Origin of the sequence: Empedobacter stercoris, from assembly GCF_020281205.1 — a bacterium.
Classification (GTDB): Bacteria; Bacteroidota; Bacteroidia; order Flavobacteriales; family Weeksellaceae; genus Empedobacter; species Empedobacter stercoris.
On record NZ_JACXZC010000012.1, the window covers coordinates 50239 to 63450 of the forward strand.

General features: G+C 31.9%; 8 protein-coding genes. 1 reads left to right on the top strand and 7 read right to left on the bottom strand.

The genetic code is table 11. The annotated features are described in order from the left end of the window. Window positions 1-10: 10 nt before the first annotated feature. Genes IF125_RS07440 through IF125_RS07450 form a run of 3 tightly spaced genes read right to left on the bottom strand, consistent with a single transcriptional unit; the run spans window position 11 to window position 8275 of the window. A complete protein-coding gene (locus IF125_RS07440; protein ID WP_225542035.1) occupies window positions 11-1813 on the bottom strand; it encodes a hypothetical protein in 1803 nt (600 codons plus the stop codon). After that, window positions 1791-3854 carry a hypothetical protein gene (locus IF125_RS07445; RefSeq protein ID WP_225542036.1) on the bottom strand — a complete coding sequence of 688 codons (2064 nt, stop codon included), beginning with the start codon at window positions 3852-3854 and terminating at the stop codon, window positions 1791-1793. Before IF125_RS07445 ends, IF125_RS07440 begins: the two co-directional genes overlap by 23 nt. Continuing rightward, window positions 3854-8275 carry a phage tail tape measure protein gene (locus IF125_RS07450; protein ID WP_225542037.1) on the bottom strand — a complete coding sequence of 1474 codons (4422 nt, stop codon included), beginning with the start codon at window positions 8273-8275 and terminating at the stop codon, window positions 3854-3856. The genes IF125_RS07445 and IF125_RS07450 overlap by 1 nt, the downstream gene beginning before the upstream one ends. A 103-nt stretch (window positions 8276-8378) precedes the next feature. On the opposite strand from IF125_RS07450, the gene IF125_RS07455 reads away from it, so the two are divergent. Further along, window positions 8379-8672, top strand: coding sequence for a hypothetical protein (locus IF125_RS07455; RefSeq protein ID WP_225542038.1), 294 nt, complete (start codon window positions 8379-8381; stop codon window positions 8670-8672). Here IF125_RS07455 and IF125_RS07460 read toward each other — a convergent pair. From IF125_RS07460 to IF125_RS07475, 4 genes are all read right to left on the bottom strand, one after another. Next, window positions 8656-9075: a hypothetical protein gene (locus IF125_RS07460; protein ID WP_225542039.1), complete on the bottom strand. Its 420-nt coding sequence runs from the start codon at window positions 9073-9075 to the stop codon at window positions 8656-8658. The two genes, IF125_RS07455 and IF125_RS07460, sit on opposite strands and share 17 nt — an antisense overlap. A gap of 195 nt (window positions 9076-9270) precedes the next feature. Further along, entirely contained in the window at window positions 9271-10086 is an 816-nt protein-coding gene (locus IF125_RS07465; protein WP_225542040.1) for a hypothetical protein, read from the bottom strand. A 68-nt stretch (window positions 10087-10154) separates the two neighbouring features. Next, window positions 10155-12299, bottom strand: coding sequence for a hypothetical protein (locus IF125_RS07470; RefSeq protein ID WP_225542041.1), 2145 nt, complete (start codon window positions 12297-12299; stop codon window positions 10155-10157). Between the two features lie 20 nt (window positions 12300-12319). Continuing rightward, window positions 12320-13180 carry a S49 family peptidase gene (locus IF125_RS07475; RefSeq protein WP_225542042.1) on the bottom strand — a complete coding sequence of 287 codons (861 nt, stop codon included), beginning with the start codon at window positions 13178-13180 and terminating at the stop codon, window positions 12320-12322. Window positions 13181-13212 lie beyond the last annotated feature (32 nt).

Sequence of the window (13212 nt, forward strand, 5' to 3'; positions counted from 1 at the left end):
GCCCACTTTTTTATCTCAGGATTAATGATTCAACATTGATTTCTTCTACACCATTTTCGATATCACGTTGAATTTTTTTGATGAAATGATAATTTCCATAACAATATTTTTCACGCTTAATATCGAATGGATTAAGATATCGTGTTCTTGTCTGAAAATCCCAATTGTATTCCACTGTTTGAATTCTGAATCTTAACCAGGTTTTATAAAATTCTTCTGTAATTGCTGGCGTTAGAAAATCAATCATTTCTAATGTTTGATTATTAGTAGGATCATTACTTCTAATTGCAGCATAAATATTACTATCATCATCTTTGTAAATAAAACTTGACATTTGATTATTACGCATAATTAATGGTAATGGAGTTACATCTATATCAATTGTTGTCGTATTATCATTAACAATGAAATTTTCGGTGTAATATCCATCTTGTGTAACAAATGTCTGGAGTAATGGATATGTTTCATCATCTGAATTTTTGAATTTAATTAAGAAAGTATCCCCCAAATTGGTTGTTCGTTCAATTTCATCAACTTCGGTAAATGTCCAATCGTCAGGATCTTTTTTTGAGCGTAAATATTTCTCTTTTAAATTCATTGTGACTACACCGTCATTTCTAACAGTAAAATCTACATTGAACCAATTTATTGTCGTTGTAATAAAAGCACCTTGCGTTGTATCTGGCAACGCATTTTTTAAATCAATAACATTTGAATCTACTGAATAATTGATTACTTCACCATTTTCATCGTATATCTCAATAGGTGTGATTTTTATTTCTGTTTTCTCCGAATCGCGTTGATAATCATACGCTAATATTCTTAGTTTAGAACCTTCTTTTTTTGTCTTAAAAACAAAATCTACATTGTAACTATTACGACCAGATTTTGACCAAATCAATTGATCGTCTAAATAAATAAATGCACTTGTATGATGATGTTTTCTGCCCCAATTATGAATTATACCATTTAATCTAAATTGCCCAAAAAAATTGATTTCTTGTTCTGCATCCCATCTTCCGTATTGCCAACCTTTTCCCAACCGATGTCGAAAACCTTCACGAATGTAACTTTCAATCCCTACATTCCAATCAATTGTTTCTGGACGATCTTTTAACTCGAATTTTTTCCCTGTGATTAAAATTAATTTTTGAAGTTTTTCGAGGTTGTAAATATCACCTTCTAATCGATAGCCAGCTTGTTTTATAATTTCTTCTAAAACAAAAAGCCAATATAAGTAAGGGCGAATAATCGTTCGGTTATATACAATATTATTTACATCGTCAATTTCATTTTCTACCCATGAACCGTCTAATCTTAAATTGGTTGATCCTGAAAAGTTAGCAAAATTAATATCAGATGATTTGTATTGGTCCGAATGAATCAATGGAAAATAATATTTTGCTTCTGGATAAAATTTAGCATTGATTTCTGTTGCATGATTTCTAATGTTATCAACTGTAATTGTATCAAATTTTAAATCGCTGAGTTTTTTATCCCAGTTAGGAAAATTTTCTTGACCATAGAAAATAGAAAACGAAAAGAAATTATTATCCAACGACAATATTTCGAATCGTGCTGGGAATATATCATTGTTCAAATTTACAATTACATCATATCTAACTTGATATTCTTCTGCATTGTTTGATTTATATTTCAAAAAAAACGGATGAATATCATAAGGTAATTTTTCTGGTAATGTGTAAGCTGAAACAAGATTAGACGTAAACCAGTTGTTTTCTTCTGTAAATTGAATTTTACGTTTCGTTAAATCAATAAAAAAATCACCCTCAACTTCTGTAACTCTTATCATAACTTTCTGGATTAATATGAAATTCTATATCATAGCCAAACAATTCGTTTTCGCTATCGTACAACTCTAATTTTTCTGTTTTTGGAATTATTTCGGTGATTTCTTCACCTTGAATAAACCAACATTTTGGCGATGCTAATATTTCATTTATCACCTCGATGTCATCATGTGTAATTAATCCTGTATTTACCGTTAGAGTATTGGAACGTGTTACAGCAACATTTTTTAATTTTCCTTTTGCTGGAGAATAAGTTGTGTAATCCATAGCAATTGGAAAAGTATATTCGCCTGTTGCTTCAAAAATTTTCAATAATCCCCAATAATCAATGAAAGCAATAAAATTAGATTGATTTTGTTCAGGAAAAATTTGGTATCGAACCACTTGATTACCTAATTGAAATTCGACCATGTCACCAACTTCACAATTGAGAGTATGAAAATCAACATACAAACTAAAAATAGAAAGCTTTGCATTCTGAATAATTGGAATTGGTAGACTTTGAACAACTGAATTGATATAAATTTTAATTGCATCTGTTTTGTGATACAAATAATTTAATACCGTTTTTCCATTTTTTGTTGCACGTAAAGTTTTGTTGATGTGATTTCCTAAAAAACCTATATTTTGATTTGTCAATGTTTTTGGTCGATGTCCTTTCATAAAAATTTGCGTTGGAATGTCGTACCAAAAAACATCTTCTTTTGTAGTGTAATTTTTCTCCGTAATTTTTAAATCAACACGTGCAAAATCATACATACGTTTTTTCTGAAATCTTGATTTTGTAACTTCTAAATCAGAAATCTGATCCTCATATAATAGAAAATAATCATGGATATATTGCCCTAAATCAAATGTCGTTTTATTGTTATTAAAATAGAAATTCAAAGATTCTTCAATCGTAATTACCTTTCCTTTGTTATTGAAAATAGAAGCTTTAAGAATAATATTGATATAATTATTTTCATCTCTTTTATAGGCTGAAAATGTTAACGATTCGTTATCTAATGAAAAATGAATGTCTTTGTTGTAATTAGAATTCCAATAACTGTACAACTCAAAATCAACATTAATCGTTGCTTCTTTTGATGTATCATTAAATTTGATTTGCCCGGTATAATTACCAACAGAAATCGTACTATCTGAAATTGATCTTACTTGATATGTTTTTACATTATTTTGTTCTGTGACTAATTGTAATTCTATCCATTCTGGTTTTGAAATTGCCGTTGGATTTGGTGTATAAACGACAAACTTTTGCCAATCACTTTTTTGTTCAGATTCTAAATGTGAAAATTCTAAGTGATTAGTACTAATTTCTAAATCGTTGGTATTTGTTTGAAGAACATTTAGTACAAATGTTGCTAAATTTAGATTTACTTTCTGAAACGAAATTGAAGCTACATTTAATCCATATTCCAATTGATTGGAATCTGCTGCTGAAAATACCAACTGTCTATTTCCTGCAGGAAATGTTTTTGGTAATTTTTCACCATTTACCTCTATGTATGCTGGTCCATTCACCACATAGTCTGTATCACTTACAATTGCTACAGTACTTTTTGTAGATGAATTGTTTTGTCGAACGTAATGAATAGCATCTGATTCCTTATTAATTGAGAAATTATAGGAAGTTGGTAAAGCTACAGATAACGATAAGTTTATTTGTTGAGTTTGAACAATTGTCCAAGGTTCAGCATCTTTTTGTCTTGAAATTGAAACATAAAAAAGACCTGTGTAATATCCATTTGGAACATTAGTTAAATCTTTTATTTTAATCGTTACATTATCAGCCCAACCGCTTCCTCCACCGTTTTCAATCGTTTTTTCACCATCAATTTCAAATAAATCAAAACCATATTGATTGGTTGAACATTCTAACGAAATTCTATAATTATAGAAATCTTGCTCTAATGCCGATTGTGAAGTTGCTACACTTACAGTTTTACTTGTAGGTACATTATTTGCTTGATGAAAACTGAGATTAGAAGGTGTAATGTTGATGTAATATGTTACTTCGCCACCGTCAATTATAACTGCCATTACATTTTAGTTTTTGAAATGAATTGTTGGTATTTTTTATTTCCATCGCTCATTTTTTGTTGAAAACGCATGTCGTTCACTAAATGGGCTTGAATTCCGTTTGTTTTTAAATCACTTAACAATTCAAAATTTGCAGACAATAACGCAATGATTTCAGGATTTTGCATTGACGCAATATCGGGCATAGTTCCACCTTCATATCCTGGTGATTTGATTCCATTTACTTCATTTAAAACTGCAGTTTTTAAAGCTGGTGAAAATCCTTTCCATTGTGGTCCCGAAATTATCATCTCAGGGAAAAACTGACCTTGTTCACCAGCTAAGAAATGAGTAGGTTTTGATACTAAACCAGACTTTGCTACACCTCCTTTTTTGGCTCTGAAATTCTTACCATCTTGTTCTCTTTGAATGTTGATGTAACCATCTTCAAAACCTTTTGATGGTAATGGCTGTTTTAAAATCATACCGACTTGTATCGCTCCCAAAGCACCAACGATACCAGCTAAAACCCAGTTTGGCAAAGCTTCTGTTACTGCTGCTGCTGTATTCATTATCGCAGAAACTAATGCCATTTGTTTTTCGCGTTTTGCTTGCTTATATTCTATTTCAGCTTTTCTCTTATTGTATGCATCGTCTAATTTCTGAACTTCTGCATTATAAGTTGCTTGTGAAATAAAACCTTGATCTAATTGTTTTTGTAAGGAATCTTTTCGTTTGTTGTTGTTTTCTTCAAATTTTTGTAATGATTTATTTTCAGATGCAGCAACCATTTGAGCATATTGCGAATACATATTAACCATTAAGCCAATTACATTTGCGACATCTTCAAATTTTAATTTACCTTCGTCAAGGTTATCAAATAACGTTTGCCAATCATTGGCATTCATTCCAAAAATATCTGTAGATCCTCCAGAAGCTTTTTGTAAACCTTCACTTTTATCACCGTTCGGATTTTCTTTATCTGTTTGTTCGCCTTTCAGTTGATTTTTTGCAATGATTAATTCATTGATTTTATTTTTTAAATCTTCAACTTGTTGCGAAATAACTTCTTGTTGTTCTGGAGTAAGTAAATTAAAATCTATTCCAGCATCTGTCGAACCTTGTGAAATGGCTTGTAATTGACTTAATTGTTCTTCTAAGAATTTTTGTTGTGCCGCTAATGTTTCAGCTTCATATTGTTTATCTAAGGCTGTTTTTGCATCTTGCCACGTTTTAATATTCTTTAATTCTTTGTCGTTCAGCGAACGTTTCAGAATTTCTTTGGCATCTTCTACAGATGATATAGTTGCCAATTCAGCTGTTTGTAAACGCTTTTGTTCTGTTATTTTGTCATTAGAAGATTTGATTAAAAGATCTATTTCAGAAAGTTGATATTCTCTACCAATTTTTAACAACTCTTCAGAATATTTTAATTGTTGTTGAGTTAATAAATTATTGATTTCTTGATTTTTAATCAAATACGTCTGCTTCATAGTTTCGATACTTTTAACCAATTCTGTATCGCCTTTATTAGTTGCAGAAGCTTTTTGATTATCTAATGTTTTTAAAGTTTCTTCATCGATTAATTGTTTACGTAAATCATTCATTTTACGTTGATTTTCAACGCTAAGAATTGCTCGCTCACGTTCAAATTTATCTTCAATACTTGCCAAATCTAAATCTTCATATTCACGTTGAATTTTTAAGATTTCTTCTTGATTTTTTATAGTATCTTTTTTTAATTCTTCGAAATATTTATCACGATTTGCTTTTTCTTTTTCACGTGATTTTTCTGCATCATTTTTTGCTTTTTCAGCGTCTCGTTCTCTTTTTTTACGAGCTTTTTCTACTTCTTTATCACCTTTTTTATCATTAGGATGATTGAAATCTGTTGATGTAGAAGTTGTTGTTGCAGAATCATCTATTCCAATTAATGAATTTAGAATATCATTATCTGCTTTTTGTTTTGCTAATTCTTGTTTATATTCTTTAGAATTTTTATTGAGTTTTTTTAATAAACTTGATGATTTAGATAACCTTTTTCGTACAGTTTCAATTTGTTTTTCTTGATCAGAATTCAATACATTAATTTGATTAGTAACTTGTTGATTACTTTTCTTCGCTTCATCAATTTCTGATTGAATTACTTTTTGATTTCGTCCAACATCAAATCCAAAGAATTTTCCATCAGAACCGTAACCAGAACCAGTGTCCTTTGTATTTTTCTTTTCAGTTTCTAAGGCTGTGATTTTTGTATTGTTTTTTAGTTGAGTAGTATATAACTCAGCTTTATAAGCCACAATAGCCTTTGCCTTTGCTAAATCATCAATATGTTTGATATAACTTTTTATTAAAGAAATTCCTTCTTTTGTCGTCGCATTTTCTAAGGTTAAAGTATCTAAATAACCATTGGTAATTTTCTTTAATAATTCTAATGCACGCTGTTTTTGTTCTATAGAAGCATTTTCGTCTTTTAAAACTGAAAGTAAATTTTGAATTCTATTTTTTTGTTCTGATGTTGATTCTGCAATATCATTTTGGATTCTTACAGAAGCGTTCATGACATCATTAGCTTCTTCTGTATTATTTTTTAATAAAACATAAGCTGTTGCTAATGCCATTACTAAAGCTGTAACAGCACCAATAGGAGATAAACCTAATGTTGCATTTAATAATCTTAATTGAACAATTGCAGCTTTAATATTACCTGTTAACAACATTTTGGCTATTGCCAAACCTTCCGTTCTAATAATTGCGATTGCTGCTAACGCATTTTGAATTTTTAATTGTAAATTATATAATGCAGTACCAGATTGTGCCCTTGCTGTCCAAATTGCATATAATTTTAATGCAGCGTTATATGATACTAATCCTACTGTAAGAATTAATAATAATTTTGTTAGTAAAATAATATTATTACGCCAGGCTGTGGTTTTATGATCTGTATCTTCTACAGCACCAATAAATTTTGCAAACCAAGTTACACAAGTTGTTAACCAAGAAACTAAGGTGTCAGAAGTAAACCAGTTTTGAACTTTATTTTTTATTTTATCTAATACTGCTGCAAGATTGTTATTTTTTATAGTGAACTCATCTGTTAAAGATGTCGCTTCTTGCATTGCTATATTAGAAGTTAATTGACGTACTTTTAGAATATCCAAATTAGAAGCTAATGCAGATAAGGCAGCAACTCCACGTGTTCCTCCAGCATCTAATTCATCCATTTTTTGTGTCATGGCTTGCAATCCAGCTTCTGAACCATTTAATCCTTCTAAGAATTTAATCATTGCTTCATTAGAATCAGTATTCAATAATTTATTGAAATCTTGCAGTGACATTTTTGCAATCTTTGCATATTCTGTCGGATCATGAAACATATCCAACAAGACTTTATTCATTGCTGTTGAAGAAACTTCGGCAGATTGTCCTATTTCATCAAATGTTGCAGCATAACCGATATTATCTGAGGCAGATATTTTTGCTTGACTGGCTACACCAGCCATTCTATTCATATAATCTACTAAGAAAGAAGCTTGATTGGCTCCAGATGCAGAAACTTCATTGATTGCAGAACCTAATGCTTCCATCGATCCTTCGAAGTTCTTACCCGTTTCAGTTGCTACACGATAGGTTGTGACTAATTTACCTACATCTCGAATTTGAGTTTCATTTAAATCATCACCTAAGGCTACTTTTAATTTGTCGGCAACAACCATAAAACCTTGAATGTCTTTTATCCCTTCTTTACCAAGTCGTCCAGCTTCCTCAGCTAATTTTAATAATTCTACACGAGAAGTTCTTGTATCTAAGTCGTTTATATGTTTATTTAATTTTTGAATTTCAGTAGCAGTTAAACCAGTTGTTTTCATTACATCGGCTTCTGCGTCTGATAATTTTGCAGAAAAATCTATCCATTTTTGTAAGGAATAGGTCAATCCTGTAATTGTTGCTGCTACAGAAAGTATATGCGTTTGATAACGTTGTAGCCAACCAGATGCAGAACTAAATGTAATTCGTTGTTGATCACCTAACGCATTCATTTTAGACAATTGAGCATTAACTTCTGCTAATTGTTCTTTCACGCGATTTCGATCTGTCGAGTTCAACATTTTACTTAAAGCAAATTGCAGTTCTTTTGCACGTGCTTTAAGCTGTTGTGTTGTCATTTCATTGACCTTTAAAGTTGATGTTAATTGTGAAATTTTATTTCGATTTACATCAAGCTCTTTGTTGTATTTATTAAGTTGAGATTGTAAATTTTTATAGTCTTCAGATTCTTTTTGTTTGGCTGTACGATATTTCTTCATTTCAGCCTGAACACTTTTTATCGAAGTACTTAATTCATTGTTGCGCTTTTCTAAATTGTGAATTTCTTTTTGCGCTTCATTTCCATTTACCGATATATTAAGACGAATATCTTCTTCATGAATTTTATTTGCCATGTTGCAGTTTTACTGCAAAATCGGTGAGAAATAGGAGGTAAGTGTAGACACAAAAAAACACTCTGAATGAGTGTTGTTTATTTTATTTTGCGATATTTATCGAATGATTTCGAATTCTGATACAGATAAAATTTTTTCATTATTAAAATGGATTGAACCAAGATCAAGTGAAAATATTCAGACATGGACAAAAGAACGTGATGTTATGTCAAACTTCGTATATAAGGTAGAAAAATTTGGAAAGATTAAGATGATTTTCTTTCAAGTTGAAAACTTATCAGAAGCGAATTTTAAGAAAATATATAAAAAACGTTCTGAATTATCTCATTTAGATTTTACTCTTAAAAATAAAGGTGATAAATGGATTTTAATTTGGGAGCCTAAATATGTAAAATAAGTTTATTAACTTCATATTTAACGAAATCCATTGTTTCTTGTACGTCTGTGATTCCGATTGGACAATACTCGATATTTCGCTTATTAAATCTTTCGATTTCAGAAACAATAAATAATTTTTCACGCTCTTCTTTTCGCCAACTTATCCAAGATTTCCACTCGTCAATTTCATTGCAAAATGGATTATGCGCCATGAATAAGAGATCAGGAATTGTTTCGATGAAATAATCTGCTAAATCTGATTTCTCATAAGGTGTAAAATATTCTTCATGGTAATACAGAACTATATCAGTTTTAAATCGGATATTAAAATCAATTAAATTAAGAGATACGACTTTAATATTAGTTTCTTCTTCGCTATCATAATATGTCGAATCAGCGTTAATAATATTCTTTATTTTCATTTTTAAACGTTTAAAACCGATTATTTAATTTTATACTTGTAAATTTAAGTAATGTATTCTATTGAATACAGATTTAGGTGTTCAAAATCACAGAAGGGCATTCGTGCTATTCTGTGATTTTTTTGTTATGAAAAAATCCACTCCTTATAAAAAGAAGTGGATTTAAAAACCAATCAAAATACTATATGAAAAAAATTACTTTCTGTTTTCTTCGATTAAATAATTAGTTGCTCCAGCATCGAAGTATCGAAGCGTAATTGTCGCATTTTCTAAGGAAGTCCAAGATGTTCCATTTTTCAACGTAACAACAGTTCCTGTTCCTCCATTTGCTAATGTATATGGATCATCTCCACCGCCACCAATTAACGTCACACGATCATTGTGTTTTAAGTTATTTAAGGCAGTAAATGAAATTTCGGCTGTAGTATCTGCAGAAGGTAATTGAACAATTTTACCAACTTCACCATCTACTGTAACAGTGTTTGATGCTACTTTTACAGGATCAGCAAACGTTAAGTTTCCTTCGTAATATCCAGGGAATTGAGATGTTTTACCATCACCTTGGAAAGTTACTGTAAAGAAAGTACCGTCGTTATTTCCTGTGAAACTTGGAACTAATTGCATTGGTACACATGATGTTCCTTCTACTTTATAACCAGGACGACCACAATTACCAATTAAGATCACACAATCTACACCAGTCCATTTTTCGAAGAATTCTAAAGCTTCAATTTCATCACCTGGATGTTGTGCCACGAATTTTGGTTCGCGTGAAAATGCATCAGGTTCTCCAGTTGATTCCCATGAACCGTCTGCTTTTGCCGCTGTATGGTAAAACGTATGCATTTTAGCATTAGGCTTCAATACATAATCTCCAATCATACGGATATTGTTTTCGTCACGATCTGGATATTTTAAAATATCTTCTGTTGCAATTAAGATAATTTCTTTTTTGAAATTAGAAGGACCACCTGGTGATTTACCTTCTGGCTTATTTAAATTTGGACGCATTGTCAATATATTTTTTGTTTGATTAAACGTTAAGAAAAGTAACTGCCTTAGCAGTTACTTATATGATTTTAGGGAGTTACTTGTTTTGAAACTTCATACCAAGCACCTTCAACAAATGCTAATGTGATAAAGTCATCAGCTGTTTTTAGCACCACATTTGCTGAAATTGCAATTTGTTCGTTTTTAGAAACAGTCAATTCTGCTGTATCATTTCCGTAAATTGTAATTTGTTTACCTTCTACACCGTTGATGATTTGTCCTAATGCTTTAGCTTCGGCACCATCAAATACAAATTCTGTTGCATTGGCTGCATCAATTGCTGTATTGTCAAATGTTACTTTGTCCGAAATTGTTGGTGCAGATTCTGTACGTTTCAATTCCTTCAATTTACCATCAGCTTGTACGATTAATGTTAATGTACCGCCTGATTTTAAACTGAAATCAGAAGTTAACTCGATATCAGCACCATTAACAACTTTTGCATCTACACCTAATCCTGTGTTACCTGTAATTTTGATAATTTGTCCTGGTTGAACATCGGAAATTTCAGAAATATCCGTTTTGAACTCTTTATCAATTTTGGCGTGAGTGTAGTACATTTTTAAAACACCAGATTCGTTGTCGTACGCAGGGAAAGAAACATCTTGACCAAAGATTGGCATGTCGTTCGTAAAGACTACTTGATCTGCATATTTGTTTGCATGTACTTTAGAAAGCTTAATTCCAATGTATTGTAAACGAATACCAATTTTGTAATCTGCAAACGCCCAAGTATCACGTTTATCGTGACCAATTGTAAATTGATTTGCTTCTTCTGGTAAGTCGCTTAACTGATCAATATTCTTTGATAAAGTTAAGTACATGAAATCAGAATTTACCATATCTGGAACCGCTTGCAATTTGATATTTGGTCTATCTTTTACATGCTCAATTGTTGATTTGAAGATGCCACGATCTTTCTCGTAAACTACAACTTGCGAACTTCCCAATGCTTGTTGATAAGCTAATTTCCATTTCGCAGCCATTCCAATTTCTAAACCTTGAAGTTTTATATATTCTTCTGGAACTAACGAAATTAATCTATCAACATAATCGACAATATTTTCTACTGTTGGAGCACCTAACGCAAATGCACGTAAGATTTTTCTCGTATGTAATGCTCTGTACAATTGAATTAATAATCCATCTTGTGCATTCACTGCATTACCTATTCTATTATCTGGTGTAGGAACATAAATACCATTGATTTGTGCATTTCTATCCTCTAACATGCGTTGTTTGATTGCTTCTGAAAGAATCCAACCGATGAACGACATTTTCCAAGGATGCGAACCACTCATGTTATGAATGTTTGCTAACCATGTATTTTCTAAGGTTTGAAGTTTTGTTCCTGAAAATTCTAAATCGATTTTCTTAGCGAAAACTTGACCAACTTCAACTGAAATTTTGAACCCGCCTTTTGCACCCCACGTGTTAGAACGTGCTTGTGTTACTTCGCCAAATGTGATAGATGCTGTTGTGATACGATCTTTAACACCTGGTGTAGAACTCCATTCTGCAGGTAAACCTTCGAACTCGTTAAAGAACGTAACTAAAACAGTTGGATTTTGACGAACGAAATGTTCTAAATCGCCTTGTAATACTGGAATATTATCTTTGTTCCATTCCGTTGCAGATGCTGAACCACTTAATGCACGTTGATTCCATGGACGATTTGCGATCGCTTGGTAATCGACATTTTCTCCAAATAAATGAGTTGCTGTATGGCGCGGTAATGCATTTGCTCCATAAGGTGCTAAATTAACAGCATGTTGATAAATTGCTTCTGGAGAATCTCCGATAGGTTGAGATGACATTTGTGCATTTTCTGTTTGTAAACGTCTGATAGTTGCTGTTGCTTGTGCTTCGATTGGTGTATCGGTTGCTTCTGCATTTTCAGCACCTTCGTCTGTTGCATTAATATCTGCATTGATTTCTGCTAAAACTGCTGCTAATTCTGTCGCCGCTTGTGTTGCTTGTTCAGAATTTTTAAGTTCAGCATTCATTTTATCGAATAAGATTGCCGATCGTTCAGCACCTAATTTTTCTTCGATTTTTTCGCGTTGATCTTGCGACAAAACGATTTCGTTATCTTTTACTTCTATTTTTTCGATGGCTAAAGTTTTCTTTAACCATTCAGAAGCAGATTTCATTTTGATCCAATTAAATTTCATGGGAATAAAGGATTTGATTATTAATTATTATATTTTGTTTCGAAAAGCACATCAATCATTTCAATAGCATCTTGCATCGTTCCAATGCTATCTATTAAGCCATATTTTTTTGCATCGTCTGCGTTGAATGTTCGTCCGTTTAGAATTCCTTCTACTGACTGATCTAAATTTGGTCGAGAAGCTTTTACAGCATTCTGAAATTGAATTGCCAAAGGATTTAGGTATTCTGCTTTGATTAGATTGTAATCTCCGTTCAACGCTTCTAAAATTGCTTTGTTCTTGTAATCGGATTCGTCCGCATAGACTTCGTGTTCTTCGATACCAGCTAATTCTAATGCTTTTGCATAATTGTAGAAATTCGCCACAACACCGATAGAACCAAAGCGCGCACTAATGTTATTGGATGCCATTTTATAATCTGCCACAACATCTGTTGCCCATTCACCCAACGATAAGGCTTGATCGCACAAGGCTACAACTGGTTTTTTCTTTTTGGCTGCAAACTCAATAAATGGATTGATTGCGGCCACAGCTCCCCCAGGTGTATTTGTTTTTAAGATAATTCCTTTCACAGAATCGTCGTTGTTGTATTTATTTAGGCGATTTGCGATACTTTCAGCACCATAATTGTAACATGTATCATATAACGTTACTGGACCAATTAATTCAACAACCGCATAGGTAGAATTTTGCTTGTTGTTTTCTTTGGTGATTTGTTCGCCAAATTCGTTGGCTAAATAGCTAACGGCTTCAGGTTTTTCTCCAAACGTTTTGGCATTGAATTGTCCTTCTAAGAATTGAGAAGCTATTTTTGAGTAATATTTTGCGCTATGTAAATCGAATGCCCAAAGGCCATTTTGTAATTCGAATAATACCTTCATTTTGTAGTATTTGAAGGCAATTTAATTTCATT

Bases quoted from the DNA above. Each gene is read 5' to 3' on its own strand.
- IF125_RS07440 (WP_225542035.1), bottom strand. From the start codon at position 1,813: ATGATAAGAGTTACAGAAGTTGAGGGTGATTTTTTTATTGATTTAACG.
- IF125_RS07445 (WP_225542036.1), bottom strand. From the start codon at position 3,854: ATGGCAGTTATAATTGACGGTGGCGAAGTAACATATTACATCAACATT.
- IF125_RS07450 (WP_225542037.1), bottom strand. From the start codon at position 8,275: ATGGCAAATAAAATTCATGAAGAAGATATTCGTCTTAATATATCGGTA.
- IF125_RS07455 (WP_225542038.1), top strand. From the start codon at position 8,379: ATGATTTCGAATTCTGATACAGATAAAATTTTTTCATTATTAAAATGG.
- IF125_RS07460 (WP_225542039.1), bottom strand. From the start codon at position 9,075: ATGAAAATAAAGAATATTATTAACGCTGATTCGACATATTATGATAGC.
- IF125_RS07465 (WP_225542040.1), bottom strand. From the start codon at position 10,086: ATGCGTCCAAATTTAAATAAGCCAGAAGGTAAATCACCAGGTGGTCCT.
- IF125_RS07470 (WP_225542041.1), bottom strand. From the start codon at position 12,299: ATGAAATTTAATTGGATCAAAATGAAATCTGCTTCTGAATGGTTAAAG.
- IF125_RS07475 (WP_225542042.1), bottom strand. From the start codon at position 13,180: ATGAAGGTATTATTCGAATTACAAAATGGCCTTTGGGCATTCGATTTA.